The following is a 22643-nucleotide window of genomic DNA, read 5'->3' on the forward strand; positions in this document are numbered from 1 at the left end:
CCGGACGCCCCGCCCCGGGCGACAATGGAGCCGTGACCAGCACCGGACCGCTCGCCCCACGCCTTCCCTCGCCGCTCCAGGAGACGCGGGACCCTCGGTTCGAGCGCCACGGGCTCCGGCTGCTGCTCAAGCGGGACGACCTCGTCCACCCCCATCTCGTCGGCAACAAGTGGCGCAAGCTGGTGCCGAACATCGCGGCGGCCGGCGGCCGGCCCCTGGTCACCTTCGGCGGGGCCTACTCCAACCACCTGCGGGCCACCGCCGCCGCCGGCCGGCTGCTGGGCCTGCCCACCACGGGCGTGGTGCGCGGCCAGGAGCTGGCCGACCGCCCCCTCAACCCGTCCCTGGCCCGGTGCGCGGCCGACGGCATGCGGCTGCACTTCGTCGACAGGTCGACGTACCGCCGCAAGACCGAGCCGGAGACCCTGGCCGGGATCCTGCGCGCGGCCGGCGCCGAGAGCGCGTACGTCGTCCCGGAGGGCGGCAGCAACGCCGAGGCGGTGCGCGGCTGCCGGGCCCTGGGCGCGGAACTGCGCGGCCACGCCGAGGTCGCCGCGGTCGCCTGCGGCACCGGCGGCACCCTCGCCGGACTCGCCGCCGGTCTCGCGGCGGACGAGCGCGCGCTCGGCATACCGGTCCTGAAGGGCGGCTTCCTGGAAGCCGGCATACAGGCCCTGCAGGAACGTGCCTTCGGCGCCCGTACCGGCGCCTGGTCCCTGGACGACCGCTTCCACTGCGGCGGGTACGCCCGTACGACTCCCGAACTGGAGGCGTTCGCACGCGACTTCGAGCAGCGGCACGGACTGCCCGTGGAACGTCTCTATGTCGCCAAGTTGCTCTACGGACTTGTCACCCTCGCGGAAGAGGGCGCGTTCGCGCGCGGGAGCACGATCGCCGCCGTCGTCACCGGGCGGCCGTTCCCGGAGCCCCCTACCGCCGCTCCGGAGCGCTAACCGGCCTCCCTGAAGGCCGCCGCCTCCTCCAGGTCCAGGCGTCTGAGCAGGGCGCGCAGCATCTCGTCGTCGATGTGGCGGTGGTCGCGGAGCCTGACGAAGACCTCGCGTTCGGCGCTGATCATCTCCCGGGACAGCCGGCGGTAGGTGTCGTCCACGGACTCGCCGGTGACCGGGTTGACCTGGCCGAGCCGCTCCCAGACGGCGTTGCGGCGGCGCTCAAGGACGGTGCGCAGCCGGTCGACGAGCGGCGGCGGCAGGGCGTTGCGCTCGTCGGAGAGCAGGTCGTCGAGCCGGGCCTCGGCGGCCCGCGAGGCCTGTGCCTGGGCGTTGGCCTCGGCGAGGGTCTCGGCCCGCCGGTCGCGGCCGGGGAAGCGCAGCAGCCGGATCAGCGGCGGCAGCGTCACGCCCTGCACGACGAGCGTGCCGATGACGGTGGTGAAGGTCAGGAAGAGGATCAGGTTGCGCGGGCCGTCGGCCATGGTCGGCGGGATGGCGAAGGCGATGGCCAGGGAGACGACCCCGCGCATGCCGGCCCACGAGGTGACCATCGCGCCCCGCCAGGTGGGGTTCTCCTCGCGCGCGCGGACGCGCTTCGACAGCAGCCGGGGCAGGAAGGTGGCCGGGTAGACCCAGACGAACCGGGCCACCACGACGACCAGGAAGACGGCGACCGCGTACCAGACCGCGGCGGGGCCCTGGTACTCCCCGAGCCGCTTGAGGACGATCGGCAGCTGCAGCCCGATCAGGGCGAACACCGCGGACTCCAGCACGAAGGCGACCATCTTCCACACCGCCTCCTCCTGGAGCCGGGTGGCGAAGTCGACCTCCCACGCGCGGTGGCCGAGGTAGAGGGCGACGACCACGACGGCGAGCACCCCGGAGGCGTGCGCCTGCTCGGCGACCCCGTAGGCGACGAACGGGATCAGCAGCGAGAGCGTGTTCTGCAGCAGCGGCTCGTTCAGGTGGGTGCGCAGCCAGTGCAGGGGTGCCATGAGGACCAGCCCGATCCCGACCCCGCCGACCGCGGCGAGCGCGAACTCGCCGATGCCGCCGGCCCAGGTGGCGCCCGCGCCGACGGCGGCGCCGAGCGCCACCTTGTACGCGGTGATCGCGGTGGCGTCGTTCACCAGGGACTCGCCCTGGAGGATGGTGGTGATCCGGGAGGGCAGGCCGACCCGGCGCGCGACGGCCGCGGCGGCCACCGCGTCCGGCGGGGCCACCACCGCGCCCAGCACCAGCGCGGCGGGCAGCGGCAGCCCGGGGACGATCGCATAGGCGGCCCAGCCGACGACGACGGTCGCGAAGAGGACGTACCCGACCGAGAGCAGCGCCACCGGCCGCAGTTGCGCGCGCAGGTCCAGGTAGGAGCTGTCGCTCGCCGAGGTGTACAGCAGCGGGGGCAGCAGCAGCGGCAGGACCACGTGCGGGTCGAGGGTGTACGACGGCACACCGGGGAGGTACGAGACCGCCAGGCCCACGGCGACCAGCAGCAGCGGGGCCGGCACGGGCGTGCGCCGGGCCGCCGCGGCCACCGCCGCACTGCCCGCCACCAGCAACAGCAGGGGCATCACGTCCAAGGTCCTCGCCCACCCTCTTGTTCCGCGCGGTCGTCCGCACACCCGTCGTAATCTGGCAATCATGAAACAGTGCACGCACGCCGAAGCGCTGCCGCACCCGGAACCGGCGCCGCTCGCCGCGACCTGCCCGGAGTGCCTGCGGGACGGCACGCACCCGGTGCAGCTCCGGCTCTGCCTCAGCTGCGGTCACGTCGGCTGCTGCGACTCCTCGCCGGGGCGGCACGCGACGGAGCATTACGCGCGGACGGGGCACCCGGTGATGCGGACCTTCGAGCCCGGCGAGGACTGGCGGTGGTGCTTCGTCGACCACGTGCTCGTCTGACCCGCGTTCGTGCGAACGGAACCGCTCGTCCGACCACGTTCTCGTGTGACACTGCTTGTGGCGGCTTCCGCACGACGGTTCGAGCGTCTGACGTCTGGGTACGTCAATCCGGCGCGCGCTCTTCCCATTTGGGCCCGCCCACCCCCTAGACACGGAGCGTATCCGGAGCTTTACTGTGAGTGACGCCAGGGGGTTGGGGTCCCGGGGACAGGAACGTTCGGAGCGCGATAGCGTCACCGCTTGAACCATGTACGCGTTACCCCGGGGGGGCGACCCTCGGCCCCGTAAAGCTTGTACCACCATGGAGGTGAGGGTGTCCCAGATCGCAGGCGAGCCCGTGGCGAACCAGGACTTCGTGGAAGTCCGGCTGCCGGCCGCGGGTGCCTACCTGTCGGTGCTGCGGACGGCCACGGCCGGTCTGGCGGCCCGCTTGGACTTCACCCTGGACGAAATCGAGGATCTGCGCATCGCCGTGGACGAGGCCTGCGCGATCCTCCTCCAGCAAGCCGTGCCCGGCTCGGTGCTCAGCTGTGTCTTCCGTCTTGTCGACGACTCGCTGGAGGTCACGGTGTCCGCGCCGACGACGGACGGCCACGCCCCCTCGCGGGACACCTTCGCCTGGACCGTGCTGTCGGCCCTCGCGGGCAAGGTCTCGTCCGCCGTGGACGAGGACAAGACGGTCTCGATCAGCCTCTACAAACAGCGTGGTGTCGGCCCAGGGCCGGCCTGAGGAACGGGGACGGGCCGGTGCGGGACGAAGAGCGCGGCACACGGGAGCTGCCGACCGGGGACGGGGGTGCCTCCTGGTCGGGTGACGCCGAGACCTCCGGGGCGGAGACCCGGGACGGTTCCCGGCGCATGGCGGACGGCATCGACGGCATCCCCGAGCAGGCCAGGCCGCACCCGGAGGACGGCTCCGCGCGGGCCGACGGCGACGGCGCCGGACGGGGCACGCCGCCGACGGCGGGCGACGGCGCCGCGTCCGCCGTCCGCGCGGGGGCCAGGGCTCGGGGAAGGGCTACGGGCGGGACGATGAGCGAGCACGAGCGAAACCCCGAGGACGACGCGCCGGACACGGAGACCGCGCAGGCCGTACAGCACGACGTCCAGGACCGCAGTGGGGCGCGGGCGATGTTCGTCGAGCTGCGCTCGCTGCCCGACGGCAGCCCGCAGTACGCGGAACTGCGCAACCAGCTCGTCCGCATGCACCTGCCGCTCGTGGAGCACCTGGCGCGCCGGTTCCGCAACCGGGGCGAGCCGCTGGACGACCTCACCCAGGTCGCCACGATCGGTCTGATCAAGTCCGTCGACCGGTTCGACCCCGAGCGCGGGGTGGAGTTCTCCACGTACGCCACCCCGACGGTCGTGGGCGAGATCAAGCGGCACTTCCGCGACAAGGGCTGGGCGGTCCGGGTGCCGCGCCGGCTCCAGGAACTGCGGCTCTCGCTGACCACCGCGACGGCCGAGCTGTCCCAGCTGCACGGCCGGTCGCCGACGGTCCACGAGCTGGCCGAGAAGCTGGCCATCTCGGAGGAGGAGGTCCTGGAGGGCCTGGAGTCGGCGAACGCGTACTCCACGCTGTCCCTGGACGTCCCCGACACGGACGACGAGTCGCCGGCGGTCGCCGACACCCTGGGCGCCGAGGACGAGGCGCTGGAGGGAGTGGAGTACCGCGAGTCCCTCAAGCCGCTGCTGGAGGACCTGCCGCCGCGCGAGAAGCGGATCCTGCTGCTGCGCTTCTTCGGGAACATGACCCAGTCGCAGATCGCGCAGGAGGTCGGCATCTCCCAGATGCACGTCTCCCGGCTGCTGGCCCGCACCCTGGCCCAGCTGCGGGAGAAGCTCCTCGTGGAGGAGTGACGCGCGGCCGCCCGGGCCGGCCCCGTGAGTGCCGGGCCCCGGTGTGGCCCGGGTCGGTGACCGGCCCGGCGCTCCACCCCCGTGCGTTCCGCCCGGCGGGCCCTACTCCGCCCGGCCGGGTCCCTTGATGCCGAGGGCCCGGGTCGTCTCGCCGTTGACGAGGAGGACGAGGGCGGCGATGGCGATCGCGGCGAGGGCGATACCGGCCGGGATGGCCATGCTGTCGGCCTGGAGCAGGCTGTAGGCGACCGGGAGCGCCATGAGCTGGGTGATCACCGCAGGGCCCCGGCTCCAGCCGCGCCGCAGCAGCAGCCCGCGCGCGGCGAGCAGCGGCAGCAGCGCGAGCACGATCAGTGTGATGCCGAGGGTCACGGCCTGCTGCCGGTCGTCCGGTTCACCGGTGACCCCGCGGACGAGCACCCACAGGCCGCCGGCCGCAAGCGCGGCGCCCTCCAGTGCGGCCAGCACCGCCGCGTACGTCAGCCGGCGCGGACGGGGTCCCTCGGTCGCGGCTGTCCCGGCGGTCTCGGAGGCGGGGTTCTGCTGACTGCTCACCCCTGAAGGGTAGCCGTCGCGCCCCGGTCGCGGCCGGGTACCCGGGGCCCGCCCGGCGGAGCGTGTTCAGGCTCACGCCCCGCCTCTTACCGGATCCCTACCTCGGGCTGGGCCCGATACCCCCCAGTAGGTACGCTGCCATGCATGCGTGCACTTCTCGTGGTCAATCCGGCGGCTACCACCACAAGCGCACGCAGACGTGATGTGCTCATCCACGCGCTGGCGAGCGAGATGAAGCTGGAGGCGGTCACCACCGAGTACCGCGGCCACGCCCGCGACCTCGGCCGGCAGGCGGCGGAGAGCGACGACATCGACCTGGTGGTGGCGCTCGGCGGCGACGGCACGGTCAACGAGGTCGTCAACGGCCTCCTGCACGCCGGACCGGACCCGGAGCACCTCCCCGGCCTGGCCGTCGTCCCCGGCGGCTCCACGAACGTCTTCGCCCGGGCGCTGGGCCTGCCCAACGATCCCGTCGAGGCCACCGGCGCGCTGCTGGACGCGCTGCGCGACGGTACCGAGCGGATCGTCGGCCTCGGGCTGACGTCGGGCCCGCCGGGCACCGAGGACGAGGCGGTGCCGGCCCGCTGGTTCACCTTCAACGCCGGGCTCGGCTTCGACGCGGGCGTGGTGGGGCGGGTCGAGCAGCAGCGCGAGCGCGGGAAGAAGTCGACCCACGCGCTCTACGTCCGGCAGGTGGTCCGGCAGTTCCTGGGCGAGCCGAACCGCCGCAACGGCACGATCACCCTGGAGCGGCCCGGCGCGGATCCCGTCGAGGATCTCGTCGTCGCCATAGTCTCGAACACGTCGCCGTGGACGTATCTCGGCAATCGCCCCATGTACACCTCGCCCAAGGCGTCGTTCGACACCGGCATCGACGTGCTGGGTCTCAGCCGTCTCTCGACGGCCGCGGTTGCCCGGTATGGCACCCAGTTGCTCACTTCGTCCCCCGAGCGCGGACCGCACGGCAAGCACGCGGTCTCCCTGCATGATCTGGATCAGTTCACCTTGCATTCGAAGGTGCCGCTGCCTCTGCAGATGGACGGTGACCACCTCGGGCTGCGTACGAGCGTGACGTTCACAGGCGTACGCCGTGCACTGCGTGTGATTGTGTGAGCGGAACGGGCAAAAGTCCTTTCACTCGAACGTTTAGGCCAGGATCCACCCCATGGAAGTACGGCTGTGACCTAGTCGACACCGAGGAATCAAAAAAAACTTCCCGGAAGGGGTTGTATCCGTCGCCGAGGTTTGCGAGTCTCTACGTGGCGATCGGGACGGCCCGCAACATCGGCCTCCACTGATCACCGGAACCCCTCTTCAAACCAAGGACCACGCCGGGTGTGAACTCGGCGGTCGGCCCTTCACTTGTTGAGGGATTCGTGAAAGCGTTCACATTCACAAGCAACCTGCACGTAATACCAAGGAGAGGTAGCAGCCATGGACTGGCGTCACAACGCCGTTTGCCGCGAGGAAGACCCCGAGCTCTTCTTCCCCATCGGCAACACCGGTCCTGCGCTGCTGCAGATCGAGGAAGCCAAGGCCGTCTGCCGTCGCTGCCCGGTGATCGAGCAGTGTCTGCAGTGGGCGCTCGAGTCCGGTCAGGACTCCGGCGTCTGGGGTGGTCTCAGCGAGGACGAGCGCCGCGCCATGAAGCGCCGCGCCGCCCGCAACCGGGCCCGTCAGGCCTCCGCCTGACATACCCACCCCTGCTGACAGCCTGAGCTTGGCGGCGCGCACAGCACGTACGCATCTCCCGCCCCCGAGCCGCAGCGCGCAGTTCCCCCGGAGCGCTTAGCGATAAAGCAGAGCAGCAACGAGCATCAGCCTCGGACCAATGGCGGTCCGGGGCTTTTTGCTGTGCTCGAACGGGTCACCGGCAGCGCCTTGGCGGCACCTTCTCCGGTAAACACGTTGAAGGACAAGGGAGTTGTCGGTTGAAGGGCGAGGGAGGCGCCACCTCCGTCGCCGCTCCCCAGGGCGCCTCCGCGAGAAAGGCGCCTACTTCTGGGCCCGCACCGGGATGTCGAGGATCACCCGGGTCCCGCGCCCGGACGCCGGCACCATGTCGAAGGATCCGCCCAGTTCCCCCTCCACCAGCGTCCGTACGATCTGCAGACCGAGGTTGCCCGAGCGGTGCGGGTCGAAGCCCTCGGGCAGGCCGACGCCGTCGTCCTGGACGGTGACCAGCAGCCGGGCCTCCTTGGTGGTGCCGCCGCGCACCGCGGAGACCTCGACCGTGCCGGTGTCGCCCTCGCGAAAGCCGTGTTCCAGGGCGTTCTGCAGGACCTCGGTGAGGACCATGGACAGCGGGGTGGCCACTTCGGCGTCGAGTATGCCGAACCGTCCGGTGCGCCGGCCGGTGACCTTGCCCGGGGAGATCTCGGCGACCATGGCCAGCACCCGGTCCGCGATGTCGTCGAACTCGACCCGTTCGTCCAGGTTCTGCGACAGCGTCTCGTGCACGATCGCGATGGAGCCGACCCGGCGGACCGCCTCCTCCAGCGCCTCCCGGCCGCGCTCGGACTCGATGCGCCGGGCCTGGAGCCGGAGCAGGGCCGCGACCGTCTGGAGGTTGTTCTTCACCCGGTGGTGGATCTCCCGGATGGTGGCGTCCTTGGTGATCAACTCCCGTTCCCGCCGACGCAGTTCGGTCACGTCGCGGAGCAGCACCAGCGAACCGATGCGGGTGCCCTTGGGCTTGAGCGGGATGGCCCGGAACTGAATGACACCGTCGTGCGCCTCGATCTCGAACTCGCGCGGCGCCCAGCCGCTGGCCACCTTGGCCAGCGCCTCGTCCACCGGGCCCCGGGTGGGGGCGAGTTCGGCGGTGGTCTGCCCGAGGTGGTGACCGACCAGGTCGGCGGCGAGGCCGAGCCGGTGGTAGGCAGACAGGGCGTTCGGGGAGGCGTACTGGACGACACCGTCCGCGTCCAGCCGGATCAGGCCGTCGCCGACGCGCGGGGAGGCGTCCATGTCGACCTGCTGGCCGGGGAACGGGAAGGAACCGGCGGCGATCATCTGCGCGAGGTCGGAGGCGCTCTGGAGGTAGGTCAGCTCCAGACGGCTCGGGGTGCGCACGGTGAGCAGATTGGTGTTCCGGGCGATCACGCCGAGGACGCGTCCCTCACGCCGTACCGGGATGGACTCGACCCGTACGGGGACCTCTTCGCGCCACTCCGGGTCGCCCTCACGCACGATCCGGCCCTCGTCCAGCGCCACGTCCAGCATCGGCCGCCGGCCGCGCGGGACCAGGTGGCCGACCATGTCGTCCTGGTAGGAGGTCGGGCCGGTGTTGGGCCGCATCTGGGCGACCGAGACGTACCGGGTGCCGTCCCGGGTGGGCACCCAGAGCACCAGGTCGGCGAAGGAGAGGTCGGAGAGCAGTTGCCACTCCGAGACCAGCAGGTGGAGCCACTCGAGGTCGGAGTCGTCCAGGGCGGTGTGCTGGCGTACGAGTTCGTTCATGGAGGGCACGTGTGCGAGCGTACCCGGGGCCTGACGGTGGCCGGAAAAACACCCGCGGGCCGCGGCGCCTGGAAGGGACCCTCAACCCTCCCGGCACCGCAGCCCGGAGCATCAACGGCCGTGGGGTGTGCGGTCCCGGTCGGCCGAAGGTCGAGGAACCGGGCAGTCAGGGCAGAGAGCACCGGATCCTCGGTCCGCCTTCCTGTGCGGGGAAGACGGAGGCTTGCTGTTGTTCGATTCTGGACTAGACCACGTCGGCGTGTCCATGGTGCGGAAGCGTCCGCGCCGTGACAGGCGTCGGCCCGCGATGCCACGCAGCCTAGCCCGCCCGGGTCAGTCGTGGGGCCAGATGGCCATGGCAATTTCCGCGAGTGCTTCCAGTTCCTCCCGGCGTGCGCCGTCACGTGCCTGCTGGGACATGCCCTGGATCACGGCGCCGGTGTGCCGGGCGAGGGCCGCGGCGTCGGTGCCGGCCGGCAGCAGCCCGGCCGCGACGTCCGCCCGGATCCGGGACTCGATGGCGGCGATGTTGGCGTTGCGCCGGTCCCGCAGCAACGCCTCCACCTCCGGGTTGGTGCAGTTGATGGCGGCGTGGATGATCATGCAGCCCTGCGGATGGGACGGGTCGGTGTACTCGGCGGCGGCCTCGCGGAGCATGCGGGCGATGCCCTCACGGGCCGTGGGTTCCTCTTCGAGGGCGCGCACGCCGAAGGCGCCGTGGGTGCCGCTGTAGACGCGGACGACCTCGTCGAAGAGGGACCGCTTGTCGCCGAAGGCGGCGTACAGACTGGGGGCGCCGATGCCCATGACGCGGGTGAGCTCGGAGACCGAGGTGGCTTCGTACCCGTGCTGCCAGAAGGCCAGGAGCGCCTTCTCCAGTGCCGTGGCGCGGTCGAAGGAGCGCGGCCTGCCCCGCGTCCGGCCCGCGCCGCCGCTCTTCGCCTGTGTGTCCTGCCCGGTGGCCATGCGCACCATTTTATAGCGACCCCTAGAAAATTGTCGGCGGGGTGGTGTACGGTCTTTCTATAGCGACCGTTAGACAAATCAGAGGGGGCGGCCATGGGCGCGCTGACAGGGAAGACGGCACTGGTGACGGGTGCGAGCCGCGGCATCGGGCGGGGCATCGCCGAGCGGCTCGGGCGTGACGGCGCCCGGGTGGCGGTGCACTACGGCACCCATGAGGAGGCGGCCAAGGAGACGGTGGCCGCGATCGAGTCGGCGGGCGGCTCCGCGTTCGCGGTCGGGGTGGAGCTGGGCACGCCCGGGGACGCCGAGCGGCTGTGGGCGGAGTTCGACCGGCACGCGGACGGGGTGGACATCCTGGTGAACAACGCGGGCATCGGCACCGCGCGCCCCTTCGAGGAGATCGAGAAGGAGGAGTACGACCGGCTGTTCGCGGTGAACGCCAAGGCCCCCTTCTTCGTGACCCGGCTCGGCGTGGACCGGCTGCGCGACGGCGGGCGGGTGGTGAACATATCGTCCGGGCTGGCGCGGAGCGCCGTGATGCCCGACCTCCTGGCCTACTCCATGACCAAGGCGGCGCTGGACGTCCTCACCCGGGACCTGTCCAAGCTGCTCGGCCCCCGCGGGATCACGGTGAACTCAGTGGCGCCCGGCATCATCGACACCGACAACACCGCGGAACTCCTGGACGGCACGGAGGACGGCCGGGCCCGGGCCGCCGCGTTCTCGGCGCTGGGACGGGTGGGAACGCCGGCCGACGTCGCCGACGTGGTGGCCTTCCTGGCCTCGGACGACGGCCGGTGGGTGACCGGTCACTGGCTGGACGCGACGGGAGGTTCCCTCAGCTGAGAATTTCCCGGCTCTTCCCCGCTTCGTTCCCACGCCCTCGAACGTCGGCTCTGTTAGATTGGTCTAAACCACATAGACGCACAGAGCCCACTTCAGAACGGCAGGCCCAGCGTGGAAGTTGTCATCGTTCCGGACGCCGCGGCGGGCGGCGAGCTCATCGCCGAGGCCATGGCCCAGCTGCTGCGACGCAAGCCCGACGCGCTGCTCGGCGTGGCCACCGGTTCCACCCCGCTGCCCATCTACCAGGCGCTGACCGCCAAGGTGCGCTCCGGCGCCGTGGACGCCTCCCGGGCGCGGATCGCGCAGCTCGACGAGTATGTGGGGCTGCCCGCGGACCACCCCGAGTCCTACCGCTCGGTGCTGCGCCGTGAGGTGCTGGAGCCGCTGGGCATAGCGATGGACGCGTTCATGGGCCCGGACGGCACGGCGCGGGACGTCCAGGCGGCGTGCGAGGCGTACGACCGGGCACTCACCGAGGCCGGCGGGGTGGACCTCCAGCTGCTCGGCATCGGGACCGACGGGCACATCGGGTTCAACGAGCCGTGCTCCTCGCTCGCCTCGCGCACCCGGATCAAGACGCTGACCGAGCAGACCCGGATCGACAACGCCCGTTTCTTCGACGGTGACATCGAGCAGGTCCCGCACCACGTCATCACCCAGGGCATCGGGACGATCCTGGAGGCCCGGCACCTGGTGCTGCTGGCGACGGGTGAGGGCAAGGCGGACGCGGTCGCCGCGACGGTCGAGGGCCCGGTGGCCGCGGTCTGCCCCGCCTCCGCGCTCCAGCTGCACCCCCACGCCACGGTGGTGGTCGACGAGGCCGCCGCGTCCAAGCTGAAGCTGGCCGGCTACTTCCGCCACACCTACGCCAACAAGCCGGAGTGGCAGGGTCTTTAGGAAGGCCCGCCGTCGGCGGGCTTCAGCGTCGGCAGGGGGCGACGGCTCGCCGCGCAGGCGGGGCGGGCGACGGGCCGGCGGGGGCGGCCGCCCGGCCGCCGGGTCCCTGTCGTCTCCCGCCCGCCGGACCCCGCCCCTCTCCCCCGTGTCCTCCCCGCTCACCCGCCCGATGGACTAGACCAACAGCGGGTGCGGCGGTATACAGAGGGGATCACGGAGCGTGCGGGTGGAGTGCTGGCAGAGCAGCCCGTGCCACGATGTGAGCCGTGGCCGATGGGATGTCGGTCGCTTTCGGCATCCGGAGCCGGGAAGGCAGAGCATGAGCACCGACGTCAGCAGTGCGGAGAACGAGACAGGCACCACCCGTACCGCGCGCGTGCCCAAGTACTACCGCTTGAAGAAGCACCTGCTCGACATGACGGAGACGCAGGCACCGGGTACGCCGGTCCCGCCCGAGCGCACGCTGGCCGCCGAGTTCGACACGTCCCGCACCACGGTGCGCCAGGCCCTGCAGGAACTGGTCGTGGAGGGCCGGCTCGAACGCATCCAGGGCAAGGGCACCTTCGTGGCCAAGCCCAAGGTCTCCCAGGCGCTGCAGCTCACCTCCTACACCGAGGACATGCGGGCCCAGGGCCTGGAGCCGACCTCGCAGCTGCTGGACATCGGGTACATCACCGCCGACGACCGGCTCGCCGAGCTGCTCGACATCACCGCCGGCGGCCGGGTGCTGCGCATCGAGCGGCTGCGCATGGCCAACGGCGAGCCGATGGCGATCGAGACCACCCATCTGTCGGCCAAGCGCTTCCCCGCCCTGCGGCGCTCCCTGGTGAAGTACACCTCGCTGTACACCGCGCTCGCCGAGGTCTACGACGTGCACCTCGCCGAGGCCGAGGAGACCATCGAGACCTCCCTGGCCACGCCCCGCGAGGCCGGTCTGCTCGGCACCGACGTGGGTCTGCCGATGCTGATGCTCTCCCGCCATTCCCTGGACCGCGAGGGCAAGCCGGTGGAGTGGGTGCGCTCGGTCTACCGCGGGGACCGCTACAAGTTCGTCGCCCGGCTGAAGCGCCCGGTGGAGTAACGGCCGGATAACGGCAGGACGCGTTCGCCGAATCGCTATACCGATATGCGGACGAGGGCTTCCGCTGTCATGACACAGTCACCTAGATTTCCTGCTCATCACACAGGTGATCAACGAGGGGACGGAGCCGTGGCATGCCCGAAACGCCTGACGTGAGACCACCGGTGGTGACACCGGTCAGGGTGATCATCGCCTTGTGTCTCGTAGCGCCCTTCGTGGCGATGCTGTGGGTCGGCTCGTACGCCAAGGCCGACCCCGCGCTCATCGGGGTCCCGTTCTTCTACTGGTACCAGATGCTCTGGGTGCTGATCTCCGCCGGCCTCACCATGCTGGCGTACAAGCTCTGGCAGCGTGACCAGCGTGCCCGCAAGGAAGCGAGCGGGGGTGCGGCGAAGTGAAGGACGGCGTCAACGGCGTCGCGCTCGGCGTCTTCATCTTCTTCTTCCTGGTCGTCACGGTCCTCGGCTTCCTGGCCGCACGCTGGCGCAGGGCCGAGAACGAGCACTCCCTGGACGAATGGGGCCTGGGCGGACGGTCCTTCGGCACCTGGGTCACGTGGTTCCTGCTCGGCGGTGACCTGTACACGGCGTACACCTTCGTCGCCGTACCGGCGGCGGTCTACGCGGCGGGCGCGTCCGGCTTCTTCGCGGTGCCGTACACGATCCTGATGTACCCGCTGATCTTCACCTTCCTGCCCCGCCTGTGGTCGGTCTCGCACCGCCACGGATACGTCACCACCTCCGACTTCGTGCGCGGCCGGTTCGGTTCCAAGGGCCTGTCCCTGGCGGTGGCGGTGACCGGCATCCTGGCGACGATGCCGTACATCGCGCTCCAGCTGGTCGGCATCCAGGCGGTGCTGGACGTGATGGGCGTCGGCGGCGGCGAGGACACCAACTGGTTCGTCAAGGACCTTCCGCTGCTCATCGCCTTCGGTGTGCTGGCGGCCTACACCTACTCCTCCGGGCTGCGCGCCCCCGCGCTGATCGCGTTCGTCAAGGACACGCTGATCTACATCGTCATCGTGGTGGCGATCATCTACATCCCGATCAAGCTGGGCGGCTTCGACGACGTCTTCGCCAAGGCCGGCCAGGCTCTCGGCCAGGACAACCCGGCCACCGGCAAACCGCGCGGGGCGGTCACACCACCGGAGGCGGGCCAGTGGACGTACGCCACGCTGGCGCTCGGCTCGGCGCTCGCGCTGTTCATGTACCCGCACTCGATCACCGCGACCCTGTCGTCCCGCAGCCGTGAGGTGATCCGCCGCAACACCACGATCCTGCCGCTGTACTCCCTGATGCTGGGTCTGCTGGCGCTGCTGGGCTTCATGGCGATCGCGGCCGGGGTGAAGGTCTCCAACGGCCAGCTGGCCATCCCGCAGTTGTTCGAGGACATGTTCCCGGACTGGTTCACGGGCGTGGCGTTCGCGGCGATCGGCATCGGCGCCCTGGTCCCGGCGGCGATCATGTCCATCGCGGCGGCCAACCTCTTCACCCGCAACATCTACAAGGACTTCATCAAGCCCGACGCGACGCCCGCGGAGGAGACCAAGGTCTCGAAGCTGGTCTCCCTGCTGGTGAAGGTCGGCGCCCTGGTCTTCGTCCTCACCATGGACAAGACCGTCGCCATCAACTTCCAGCTGCTGGGCGGCATCTGGATCATGCAGACCTTCCCGTCCCTGGTCGGCGGCCTGTTCACCCGCTGGTTCCACCGCTGGGCGCTGCTGGCCGGCTGGGCGGTCGGCATGGTCTACGGCACGGCCGCCGCGTACGGGGTGGCCTCGCCCACGCAGAAGCACTTCGGCGGCTCCTCGAAGGAGATCCCCGGCATCGGCGAGATCGGTTACATCGGCCTGACGGCGTTCGTGCTGAACGTACTGGTCACCGTGGTCCTGACGGTCGTCCTGAAGGCCGTGAAGGCTCCCGAGGGCATCGACGAGACCAAGCCGGAGGACTACACGGCGGACTCCGGCGACCCCGATGTCCAGGTGGAGCTTCCGCCGGCCACCGCGGGCAGCGCGCACTGACCCACGCGGCATCCGCAGCGGGCCGCCGACAGCACACGCGTCGGCGGCCCGCTGCCGTTGCCTGCCCGGGCCGGTGCCGTCGCCGGCACGACCCGCCGCCGTGCGCCGGTACGGGCGGCTGACGCACGGCCCTCTCCGGCCGGGCGCCCTGTGGAAAACTCCGGCGCCTTGTCGTACCCCTCCGGCACACTCGGCCCATGGACATCGTCATCCGGCCCGCCGCCCCCTCCGAGTACGCCGCCCTCGGCGAGATCACCGCCCGGGCCTACCTAGGAGACGGCCTCCTGGACTTCGGCGAGAGCGACGAGTACCTGGGCGAGCTGAGGGACGTGGCGAAACGCGCCGCCGCCGCCGAGGTCCTCGTCGCCGTCGCGGACGACCGGCCGCTCGGCGGAGTCACCTTCGTCCCGTCCGGCGGCCCCATGGCGGACATAGCCCGTCCCGGCGAGGCGGAGATCCGCATGCTCGCGGTGGACCGCGCGGCCCGCGGCCGGGGTGCCGGCGAGGCGCTCGTCCGGGCCTGCGTCGAGCGCGCGAGGGCCACCGAGGGCTGCGCGGCCGTCGTCCTGTCCACCCAGCGCACCATGCGCGCCGCCCACCGCATCTACGAACGTCTGGGTTTCGTCCGCACACCCGAACGGGACTGGAATCCCGTGCCGGAGTTGGACGACGTCACGCTGCTCACCTACGAGTTGACACTCTGACATCACCGGGACACAACATCTGGGGGTGACACGACAGCCCGGCACAAGATGTATGCTCATGCTCGCTGTCGCCGCAGGGGAATCCGGTGCGAATCCGGAACTGTCCCGCAACGGTGTACTTGTGCGTATCCGCGTACGAGCGTCAGTCCGAGGACCTGCCGACAGCGCACCCGGCCATCCGGCCGGTGTGCCCGACGTCCGGGCCTCGTGGAATGGGCCGGTGGACGCGAGAGCCCTCGCGCGCTCGTGCTGCCCCCTGCCCTCCGCCAGGCCCCGTGCCGAGCGAGGGAGACCCCCACGTGACCATCGCGCCAGCCGACCCGGCTTCGGTCAGCGGACCGGAGACCGACGCTCCCGGTACCGCGCTGCTGCGGACGCTGTCCGAGCTGACGGCCGACCTGCCCGACGCCGACCCCGGACGGGTCGCCGCCGCCGCGCTGCGCGGCCGGTCCGCGCGGGCCGACGAGGCGGAGCTGCGCGAGCTGGCCACGGAGGCCGCCGCCGGCCTGATCGCCGAGGACCCCGCCTACTCGAAGCTGGCCGCCAGGCTGCTGACCCTCGCCATCCGGGCCGAGGCCGCCTCGCAGGGCGTGACCTCCTTCACCGGGTCGATCGCAGTGGGCCATCGCGAGGGCCTGGTGGCCGACCGCACCGCCGAGTTCGTGCGCGTCCACGCCGGACGGCTGGACGCGCTGGTGGACTCGGCCGTGGCGGAGGGCGCCGACGACCGCTTCGGCTACTTCGGCCTGCGCACCCTGCACAGCCGCTACCTCCTGCGCCACCCGATCACCCGCAAGGTCATCGAGACGCCCCAGCACTTCATGCTGCGCGTGGCCAGCGGCCTGGCCGAGGACGACACGGCCCGCTCGGTGGACGAGGTCGCCTCGCTCTACGGCCTGATGAGCCGCCTGGACTACCTGCCCTCCTCCCCCACCCTGTTCAACTCCGGCACCCGCCACCCCCAGATGTCGTCCTGCTACCTGCTGGACTCCCCGCTGGACGAGCTGGACTCCATCTACGGCCGCTACCACCAGGTCGCCCGGCTGTCGAAGCACGCCGGCGGCATCGGGCTGTCGTACTCGCGCATCCGCTCGCGCGGTTCGCTGATCCGGGGGACGAACGGGCACTCCAACGGGATCGTGCCGTTCCTGAAGACCCTGGACGCCTCGGTCGCCGCCGTGAACCAGGGCGGCCGCCGCAAGGGCGCCGCCGCCGTCTACCTGGAGACCTGGCACTCCGACATCGAGGAATTCCTGGAGCTGCGCGACAACACGGGCGAGGACGCCCGCCGCACCCACAACCTCAACCTCGCGCACTGGATCCCGGACGAGTTCATGCGCCGGGTCAACGCCGACGCCCAGTGGTCCCTGTTCTCCCCCGCCGACGTCCCCGAACTCGTCGACCTGTGGGGCGAGGACTTCGATACCGCCTACCGCGAGGCCGAAGCCGCGGGCCTGGCCAAGAAGACCCTCCCGGCCCGGGAGCTGTACGGCCGGATGATGCGCACCCTGGCGCAGACCGGCAACGGCTGGATGACCTTCAAGGACGCCGCCAACCGCACCGCCAACCAGACCGCCGAACCCGGCAACGTCATCCACTCCTCCAACCTCTGCACCGAGATCCTGGAGGTCACCAACGACGGCGAGACGGCCGTCTGCAACCTCGGCTCGGTCAACCTCGGCGCCTTCGTCCGCGACGGCGACATCGACTGGGACCGCCTGGACACCACCGTCCGCACCGCCGTCACCTTCCTCGACCGCGTCGTCGACATCAACTACTACCCCACCGAACAGGCGGGGCGTTCCAACGCCAAGTGGCGGCCGGTCGGGCTGGGTGCCATGGGCCTGCAGGACGTGTTCTTCAAGCTGCGGCTGCCGTTCGACTCGGCCGAGGCCAAGGTGCTGTCCACGCGGATCGCCGAGCGGATCATGCTCGCCGCGTACGAGACGTCCGCCGACCTCGCCGAGCGCAACGGCCCGCTGCCCGCCTGGGAGAAGACCCGCACCGCCCGGGGCGTGCTGCACCCGGACCACTACGGTGTCGAGTTCACCTGGCCCGAGCGCTGGGCCGCGCTGCGCGCGCGCATCGCCAGGACGGGCATGCGGAACTCACTGCTGCTGGCGATCGCGCCGACGGCCACCATCGCGTCGATCGCGGGTGTGTACGAGTGCATCGAGCCGCAGGTGTCGAACCTGTTCAAGCGCGAGACGCTGTCCGGCGAGTTCCTCCAGGTCAACTCCTACCTGGTGCAGGACCTGAAGGACCTCGGGGTCTGGGACGCCCGCACCCGCGAGGCGCTGCGTGAGGCCAACGGCTCGGTGCAGGACTTCCAGTGGATCCCCGAGGACGTCCGCGCCCTGTACCGCACGGCCTGGGAGATCCCCCAGCGCGGCCTGATCGACATGGCCGCCGCCCGCACCCCCTACCTCGACCAGGCGCAGTCGCTGAACCTGTTCCTGGAGACGCCGACCATCGGCAAGCTCTCCTCGATGTACGCCTACGCCTGGAAGTGCGGGCTGAAGACCACGTACTACCTGCGCTCGCGCCCCGCGACGCGCATCGCCCGCGCCGCCCAGGCGCAGCCCACCCTCCCCGCACAGGTCACCGCGGATCCCGAAGCGGTCGCCTGTTCCCTGGAAAACCCCGAGTCCTGCGAGGCCTGCCAGTAATGTCCCGGAACACCAACCTGCTCGACCCCGGCTTCGAACTCACCCTGCGCCCCATGCGCTACCCCGACTTCTACGAACGCTACCGGGACGCCATCAAGAACACCTGGACCGTCGAAGAGGTCGACCTCCACTCCGACGTCGCCGACCTCGCCAAACTCACCCCCGAGGAACAGCACCTCATCGGCCGGCTCGTCGCCTTCTTCGCCACCGGCGACTCCATCGTCGCCAACAACCTCGTGCTGACGCTGTACAAGCACATCAACTCCCCGGAAGCGCGCCTGTACCTGTCGCGCCAGCTCTTCGAGGAGGCCGTCCACGTCCAGTTCTATCTGACGCTGCTGGACACCTACCTCCCCGATCCGGAGGACCGGGCGGCCGCCTTCGCCGCGGTGGAGAACATCCCCTCCATCCGCGAGAAGGCCGAGTTCTGCTTCAAGTGGATCGACGAGGTCGAGAAGATCGACCGCCTGGAATCCAAGGCCGACCGCCGCCGCTTCCTGCTCAACCTCATCTGCTTCGCCGCCTGCATCGAGGGCCTGTTCTTCTACGGCGCCTTCGCCTACGTCTACTGGTTCCGCAGCCGCGGCCTCCTGCACGGCCTGGCCACCGGCACCAACTGGGTCTTCCGCGACGAGACCATGCACATGAGCTTCGCCTTCGACGTCGTCGACACCGTCCGCAAGGAAGAGCCGGAGCTCTTCGACGACCAGCTCCAGCAGCAGGTGACCGACATGCTGGAGGAGGCCGTCGAGGCCGAGCTGCAGTTCGCGCGCGACCTGTGCGGCGACGGCCTCCCGGGCATGAACACCGAATCGATGCGCCAGTACCTGGAGTGCGTCGCCGACCAGCGCCTCACCCGCCTCGGCTTCGCCCCGGTGTACGGCTCGGAGAACCCCTTCTCCTTCATGGAGCTCCAGGGCGTTCAGGAACTGACGAACTTCTTCGAGCGCCGCCCGTCCGCGTACCAGGTCGCCGTCGAGGGCACGGTCGACCTGGACGAGGACTTCTGATCCCTCTCGCCGTCCCGGGCCTCCTGGGCCTCCCTGATCTGCCGGTCGATGCGCCTGTCGCGCAGGTGCCCGAGCAGGGAGGGGAGGGCCAGGAGGGCCAGGATCCCGAAGGTCAGTCCGATTCCGATCAGGCCTTCTAGCTGGTTCTCGTTCATGGACACCACTGTCGCGCCGGACACTCCTGACCGGCAGGGGCAGGACTGCCGTAGACCCTCGAATTACTGCCACCGCCGAGGCAGACTGGCAGCATGCTGAAGAACGTGGCCGCCGTGCTGCTGGACGGCGTGCATCCTTTCGAACTGGGCGTCGTCTGCGAAGTGTTCGGCATGGACCGCAGCGACGACGGGCTGCCGGTGTACGACTTCGCCGTGGTGTCGGCGGAGGGACCGGGTCTCACCACCCACTGCGGGTTCACGGTGTCCACGCCGCACGGCCTGGAGCGGCTGGAGGAGGCCGATCTGATCGCCGTGCCGGCGGGCGAGGACTTCACCGTGCGCGAGTTCCCGCCGGAGCTGCTGGCGGCGCTGCGCCGGGCGGTCGACCGAGGCGCCCGGGTGCTCAGCGTCTGCTCCGGGGTGTTCGTCCTGGCCGCCGCGGGGCTGCTGGACGGGCGGCGGTGCGCGGTGCACTGGCACCATGCCGAGCAGCTCGCCCGGCGCCATCCCCGGCTCCAGGTCGAGCCGGACGTGCTGTACGTGGACGAGGACCCGGTGATCACCTCCGCCGGTACCGCCGCCGGGATCGACGCCTGTCTGCACCTGGTGCGCAAGGAGCAGGGCCCGGAGGTGGCCAACAAGCTGGCCCGCCGCATGGTGGTGCCGCCGCACCGGGACGGCGGGCAGGCGCAGTTCATCGAGCGGCCGCTGCCGAAGGCTCCGGCCGACACGGTCGGGGAGGTGCTGGCGTGGATGGAGACCCACCTCGACCAGGAGGTCACCGTCGAACAGCTCGCGGCCCGCGCCCATATGGCGCCGCGCACCTTCGCCCGGCGCTTCCGGCAGGAGACCGGCACCACGCCCTACCGCTGGCTTCTGCGGCAACGCGTGCTGCTGGCACAGGAGTTGCTGGAGGGCACGGACGAGACGATGGACGCGATCGCCTGGCGTACCGGGTTCGGTACGGCCGCCGCGCTGCGCCATCAGTTCCTCCGGGCGCTGGGTACCACGCCGAACGCCTACCGGCGCGCGTTCCGGGGCCCGCGGGCCGCCTGAGCGCGCGCCGGCACCGGCGGTCTACCAGGGCCTCGCGCGCAGCAGCAGGTTGTGCGGGCGGAGCGTGATGCCCACGCGGGTGCTGTCGTCCGACCCGTCGGCCGGTTCGAAGCGGTACTTCGCCGAGACGGCCGCGGTGATCAGGCTCAGCTGGGTCATGGAGAAGTGGTCGCTCGGGCACTTGCGGTTGCCCACGCTGAACGGGCTCATGGCGTACTTGGGTACGTTCTTGGCCCGCTCGGGCAGCCAGCGGTCGGGGTCGAAGTCGAGGTGGCGGTCGTAGGAGCGGTGGTCGCGCTGGATCGCGTACGGGCTGTAGACGATGTCCGCACCGGCCGGAATGCGATAGCCGCCGAGTGCGGTGTCGGTCACCGCGCGCCGCGTCAGAATCCACACGGCGGGCCGCAGCCGCATGGCCTCGACGACGACATTGTTGGTGTGCGCCAGTGAGCGGACATGCTCGAATCCGACCGGTCGGCCACCGGTCACGGATTCGACCTCGGTCCGTACCTTCTCCGCGTGTTCCGGGTGTTCGGCGAGGACCTGGAGCAGCCACATGACGGTGGAGGCCACTGTTTCGCTGCCGGGCGTCAGTATCGCCACGACCTGGTCGTGGATCTCCTGTTCCCCGATGGGGTCCCCATTGTCGTCCTTCGCCTCCAGCAATGCCGTCAGCAAATCGTCCGGCCTTTGACCGGAGGCCCTGCGTTCGGCGACGATCTCGTCCACCAGCAGATGCAGATCGGCCAGGGCCCGGTTGAATTCGCGGTTGGCCGGGAACGGCAGCCGGTACAGCGGCCCGAGCGGGATCACCATCCGGCGGTACATGCCCCGGAAGACGGTGGCGAGGTCGACGCTGAGCCGTTCCGCGCGCTCGTCCATGAAGTCGCCGCGCAGCAGGCAGCGGGCGGCGATGCGGACGGCGACCCGGAAGGACTCGGAGGTGCAGTCGATGGTCTCGCCGGGCCGCCAGCGCTCGGTCAGCGCGTGCGCCTCCTCCTCCATGACGGGGCCGTAGCCCGGAATCGCGTCGAGCCGGAACGCGGGCTGGATGGTGCGCCGCTGCCGGCGGTGCCGGGGTCCGTTCGCGGTGGCCACGCCCTCCTTGCCGAGCAGTCCCTCCAGGGACTCCCACAGCGGGCCGTCGATCGTGAAGTCCGGGTTGAGGGCCAGCGCGCCGGTCAGCTCCGGGGTGGTGACGGCGTACACCGTCTTGGGGCCGAGCCGCAGGCGTACGACGTCTCCGTGGTCGCGCAGCGCGGACATGAAGGCGAGCGGGTCGCGGACCAGTCTCAGGCCGTGCCCGAGGACCGGCAGGGCCCCTTGGGCCAGGGGCGGTTCGCGCAGTACGGACGTCCCGGGGGTGGCGGGGCTCTGGGGTCGCGCCGACTCTACGGTCATTTCTCACCTGCCGCTTCGTTCGTGACGTACGGGGGCGTGGCACGGTCGTCCCAGCTGTCGACCATGTACCGGCCGGACTCGTGGTGGAACCAGTAGACGGAGCTGAACCAGTTGCGCATATTGCCGACACAGGTCCGGACCGCGGCGCTCAGTTCCCGGCCGCGTGCCGTTCCGTCGTCGATCTGCCGGGCCAGTGCGAGGGCGTTGCGCTCGGCTTCGGAGAATTCACCGACGCATGCCTCGACGCGCCGTGTGATTTCCTCCACCGCTTCTTCCAGGGTGAGCCCGGCGTGGGTGATGAGGCTGATGCCGAGATTGTGCACCTCGTCGCCCGCGATTTCCTTCGGCAGCGAGCAGAGGTCGTTGTACCAGGCGGCGAATTCCTGGCTGAGCAGCGCCGCCCGGCGGTACGCGGGATTTCTCCTTACGGTGTCCGGAAGTTCACATCCGGCGCTGGGCTCCAGCAGATCCGTCCATATCCAGTGGGCGAAGGTGAGGCGGCGCAGGGAGAGGTATTCCTCGACGCCGGGGACGCGCCCTTCGACGCGATTGCGGAACTCCCGGTCGTAAGCCTCGATCACGGCGTGGAAGTGCCGGGCGAACCGCTGGTTCCAGGTGTGCGGCAGGAAGCCGTACAGCCGCAGCACGCTCTCCGCGAAGCCCGCCACGAGGGGGTCGGGGTGGCGCAGATGGGACCGGGGCGCGTCCAGGGCCGTGTGCAGCCGGTGCCGCAGCCGCTGCCAGTCGGCGGCCCGGCCGTGGACGATGTCGCGGTCGTGGCGGTCGTCCCAGACGAAGAACCAGGCGCTGTAGTCGGCTATGGCCTGCAGGACCTCGTCCGGCGCCCCCAGGTAGTAGCCCGCCATGAGGTCGGTGTAGCACAGTCCGTCGGCATATTCCGCGACCTTGTCCGCCGGCATCAGCCGCTTTTCCAGCAGCCACAGCCGCGTCTTCTCCTGAAGCTTTGGCCAATACGGGTGCAGTTGCCGTGGAAAGGAGGACTCGATCACCGGGAGTGCCAGTGACGGTGGGACTACGACCGCTGTCGCCGTCGCCGTGGTGCTGCGTGGGAAAGCTTGCACAGAACAAACCCCTCTCAGCCG

The 22643-nt window shown here is 70.6% G+C and carries 22 protein-coding genes and 1 riboswitch; of the genes, 15 read left to right on the top strand and 7 right to left on the bottom strand.

Going from position 1 to position 22643, the window contains the following annotated elements:
* Positions 1–32: 32 nt before the first annotated feature.
* Positions 33–953: a 1-aminocyclopropane-1-carboxylate deaminase/D-cysteine desulfhydrase gene (locus ACSURM_RS12695; protein WP_436955103.1), complete on the top strand. Its 921-nt coding sequence runs from the start codon at positions 33–35 to the stop codon at positions 951–953.
* Here the strand turns inward: ACSURM_RS12695 and ACSURM_RS12700 are convergent.
* A complete protein-coding gene (locus ACSURM_RS12700) occupies positions 950–2533 on the bottom strand; it encodes a Na+/H+ antiporter (RefSeq protein ID WP_436955104.1) in 1584 nt (527 codons plus the stop codon). The genes ACSURM_RS12695 and ACSURM_RS12700 overlap by 4 nt on opposite strands.
* Positions 2534–2594: 61 nt before the next feature.
* Between ACSURM_RS12700 and ACSURM_RS12705 the strand changes: the two genes are divergently transcribed.
* The 3 genes from ACSURM_RS12705 to ACSURM_RS12715 all read left to right on the top strand — a co-directional run bounded on the left by ACSURM_RS12705 (position 2595) and on the right by ACSURM_RS12715 (position 4715).
* Complete coding sequence (locus ACSURM_RS12705; RefSeq protein ID WP_189999803.1) at positions 2595–2855, top strand: UBP-type zinc finger domain-containing protein; 261 nt, start codon at positions 2595–2597, stop codon at positions 2853–2855.
* A 313-nt stretch (positions 2856–3168) separates the two neighbouring features.
* Positions 3169–3585, top strand: a complete 417-nt coding sequence (locus ACSURM_RS12710) for an anti-sigma regulatory factor (RefSeq protein ID WP_345059669.1) — start codon at positions 3169–3171, stop codon at positions 3583–3585.
* 17 nt (positions 3586–3602) lie between these two features.
* Complete coding sequence (locus ACSURM_RS12715; protein WP_436955105.1) at positions 3603–4715, top strand: RNA polymerase sigma factor SigF; 1113 nt, start codon at positions 3603–3605, stop codon at positions 4713–4715.
* Positions 4716–4817: 102 nt separating this feature from the next.
* Here the strand turns inward: ACSURM_RS12715 and ACSURM_RS12720 are convergent, their stop codons facing one another.
* Positions 4818–5270 carry a hypothetical protein gene (locus ACSURM_RS12720; RefSeq protein WP_436955106.1) on the bottom strand — a complete coding sequence of 151 codons (453 nt, stop codon included), beginning with the start codon at positions 5268–5270 and terminating at the stop codon, positions 4818–4820.
* Between the two features lie 144 nt (positions 5271–5414).
* Between ACSURM_RS12720 and ACSURM_RS12725 the strand changes: the two genes are divergently transcribed.
* Complete coding sequence (locus ACSURM_RS12725; protein WP_030609816.1) at positions 5415–6383, top strand: diacylglycerol/lipid kinase family protein; 969 nt, start codon at positions 5415–5417, stop codon at positions 6381–6383.
* 321 nt (positions 6384–6704) lie between these two features.
* A complete protein-coding gene (locus ACSURM_RS12730; RefSeq protein ID WP_003992873.1) occupies positions 6705–6962 on the top strand; it encodes a WhiB family transcriptional regulator in 258 nt (85 codons plus the stop codon).
* A gap of 303 nt (positions 6963–7265) precedes the next feature.
* On the opposite strand, the gene ACSURM_RS12735 is transcribed toward ACSURM_RS12730, so the two are convergent.
* Positions 7266–8741, bottom strand: a complete 1476-nt coding sequence (locus ACSURM_RS12735; protein ID WP_387822673.1) for a sensor histidine kinase — start codon at positions 8739–8741, stop codon at positions 7266–7268.
* Positions 8742–9065: 324 nt separating this feature from the next.
* Positions 9066–9698, bottom strand: coding sequence for a TetR/AcrR family transcriptional regulator (locus tag ACSURM_RS12740; protein ID WP_436955107.1), 633 nt, complete (start codon positions 9696–9698; stop codon positions 9066–9068).
* Between the two features lie 93 nt (positions 9699–9791).
* On the opposite strand from ACSURM_RS12740, the gene ACSURM_RS12745 reads away from it, so the two are divergent.
* From ACSURM_RS12745 to ACSURM_RS12780, 8 genes are all read left to right on the top strand, one after another.
* Positions 9792–10544: an SDR family oxidoreductase gene (locus tag ACSURM_RS12745; protein ID WP_436955108.1), complete on the top strand. Its 753-nt coding sequence runs from the start codon at positions 9792–9794 to the stop codon at positions 10542–10544.
* 111 nt (positions 10545–10655) lie between these two features.
* Positions 10656–11441: a glucosamine-6-phosphate deaminase gene (gene nagB, locus ACSURM_RS12750; RefSeq protein ID WP_436955109.1), complete on the top strand. Its 786-nt coding sequence runs from the start codon at positions 10656–10658 to the stop codon at positions 11439–11441.
* Positions 11442–11760: 319 nt separating this feature from the next.
* Positions 11761–12522, top strand: coding sequence for a GntR family transcriptional regulator (locus tag ACSURM_RS12755; RefSeq protein ID WP_359040822.1), 762 nt, complete (start codon positions 11761–11763; stop codon positions 12520–12522).
* A 134-nt stretch (positions 12523–12656) separates the two neighbouring features.
* Entirely contained in the window at positions 12657–12920 is a 264-nt protein-coding gene (locus ACSURM_RS12760; RefSeq protein WP_436955110.1) for a DUF3311 domain-containing protein, read from the top strand.
* Positions 12917–14545: a monocarboxylate uptake permease MctP gene (gene mctP / locus ACSURM_RS12765; RefSeq protein ID WP_436955111.1), complete on the top strand. Its 1629-nt coding sequence runs from the start codon at positions 12917–12919 to the stop codon at positions 14543–14545. Before ACSURM_RS12760 ends, mctP begins: the two co-directional genes overlap by 4 nt.
* A 197-nt stretch (positions 14546–14742) precedes the next feature.
* Positions 14743–15249, top strand: coding sequence for a GNAT family N-acetyltransferase (locus tag ACSURM_RS12770; RefSeq protein ID WP_436955112.1), 507 nt, complete (start codon positions 14743–14745; stop codon positions 15247–15249).
* 52 nt (positions 15250–15301) lie between these two features.
* A riboswitch (cobalamin riboswitch) is annotated at positions 15302–15426 on the top strand.
* 122 nt (positions 15427–15548) lie between these two features.
* The gene (locus ACSURM_RS12775) at positions 15549–17918 is read left to right on the top strand and encodes a ribonucleoside-diphosphate reductase subunit alpha (protein WP_436955113.1); all 2370 of its coding nucleotides are present in this window, start codon (positions 15549–15551) and stop codon (positions 17916–17918) included.
* Complete coding sequence (locus tag ACSURM_RS12780; protein ID WP_436955114.1) at positions 17918–18928, top strand: ribonucleotide-diphosphate reductase subunit beta; 1011 nt, start codon at positions 17918–17920, stop codon at positions 18926–18928. The genes ACSURM_RS12775 and ACSURM_RS12780 overlap by 1 nt, the downstream gene beginning before the upstream one ends.
* Here the strand turns inward: ACSURM_RS12780 and ACSURM_RS12785 are convergent.
* Positions 18841–19083: a hypothetical protein gene (locus ACSURM_RS12785; protein ID WP_436955115.1), complete on the bottom strand. Its 243-nt coding sequence runs from the start codon at positions 19081–19083 to the stop codon at positions 18841–18843. The genes ACSURM_RS12780 and ACSURM_RS12785 overlap by 88 nt on opposite strands.
* Positions 19084–19176: 93 nt before the next feature.
* On the opposite strand from ACSURM_RS12785, the gene ACSURM_RS12790 reads away from it, so the two are divergent.
* The gene (locus tag ACSURM_RS12790; RefSeq protein ID WP_436955116.1) at positions 19177–20139 is read left to right on the top strand and encodes a GlxA family transcriptional regulator; all 963 of its coding nucleotides are present in this window, start codon (positions 19177–19179) and stop codon (positions 20137–20139) included.
* A gap of 21 nt (positions 20140–20160) precedes the next feature.
* On the opposite strand, the gene ACSURM_RS12795 is transcribed toward ACSURM_RS12790, so the two are convergent.
* Both ACSURM_RS12795 and cyc1 read right to left on the bottom strand, forming a co-directional pair.
* Positions 20161–21540: a bifunctional albaflavenone monooxygenase/terpene synthase gene (locus ACSURM_RS12795; protein ID WP_436955117.1), complete on the bottom strand. Its 1380-nt coding sequence runs from the start codon at positions 21538–21540 to the stop codon at positions 20161–20163.
* Positions 21537–22622 (bottom strand): epi-isozizaene synthase, encoded by a 1086-nt coding sequence (gene cyc1 / locus ACSURM_RS12800; protein WP_436955118.1) that lies wholly within the window; start codon positions 22620–22622, stop codon positions 21537–21539. Before cyc1 ends, ACSURM_RS12795 begins: the two co-directional genes overlap by 4 nt.
* Positions 22623–22643 lie beyond the last annotated feature (21 nt).

The organism is Streptomyces sp. SudanB182_2057 (genome assembly GCF_964272715.1).
Lineage (GTDB): Bacteria > Actinomycetota > Actinomycetes > Streptomycetales > Streptomycetaceae > Streptomyces > Streptomyces rubradiris.

What these genes read in the sequence shown, in the direction of transcription:
- ACSURM_RS12740 (WP_436955107.1), bottom strand. Translation starts at nt 9,698, where the DNA reads ATGGCCACCGGGCAGGACACACAGGCGAAGAGCGGCGGCGCGGGCCGG.
- ACSURM_RS12790 (WP_436955116.1), top strand. Translation starts at nt 19,177, where the DNA reads ATGCTGAAGAACGTGGCCGCCGTGCTGCTGGACGGCGTGCATCCTTTC.
- ACSURM_RS12705 (WP_189999803.1), top strand. Translation starts at nt 2,595, where the DNA reads ATGAAACAGTGCACGCACGCCGAAGCGCTGCCGCACCCGGAACCGGCG.
- ACSURM_RS12780 (WP_436955114.1), top strand. Translation starts at nt 17,918, where the DNA reads ATGTCCCGGAACACCAACCTGCTCGACCCCGGCTTCGAACTCACCCTG.
- ACSURM_RS12785 (WP_436955115.1), bottom strand. Translation starts at nt 19,083, where the DNA reads ATGAACGAGAACCAGCTAGAAGGCCTGATCGGAATCGGACTGACCTTC.
- ACSURM_RS12795 (WP_436955117.1), bottom strand. Translation starts at nt 21,540, where the DNA reads ATGACCGTAGAGTCGGCGCGACCCCAGAGCCCCGCCACCCCCGGGACG.
- ACSURM_RS12725 (WP_030609816.1), top strand. Translation starts at nt 5,415, where the DNA reads ATGCGTGCACTTCTCGTGGTCAATCCGGCGGCTACCACCACAAGCGCA.
- ACSURM_RS12745 (WP_436955108.1), top strand. Translation starts at nt 9,792, where the DNA reads ATGGGCGCGCTGACAGGGAAGACGGCACTGGTGACGGGTGCGAGCCGC.
- ACSURM_RS12760 (WP_436955110.1), top strand. Translation starts at nt 12,657, where the DNA reads ATGCCCGAAACGCCTGACGTGAGACCACCGGTGGTGACACCGGTCAGG.
- ACSURM_RS12730 (WP_003992873.1), top strand. Translation starts at nt 6,705, where the DNA reads ATGGACTGGCGTCACAACGCCGTTTGCCGCGAGGAAGACCCCGAGCTC.
- ACSURM_RS12755 (WP_359040822.1), top strand. Translation starts at nt 11,761, where the DNA reads ATGAGCACCGACGTCAGCAGTGCGGAGAACGAGACAGGCACCACCCGT.
- ACSURM_RS12770 (WP_436955112.1), top strand. Translation starts at nt 14,743, where the DNA reads ATGGACATCGTCATCCGGCCCGCCGCCCCCTCCGAGTACGCCGCCCTC.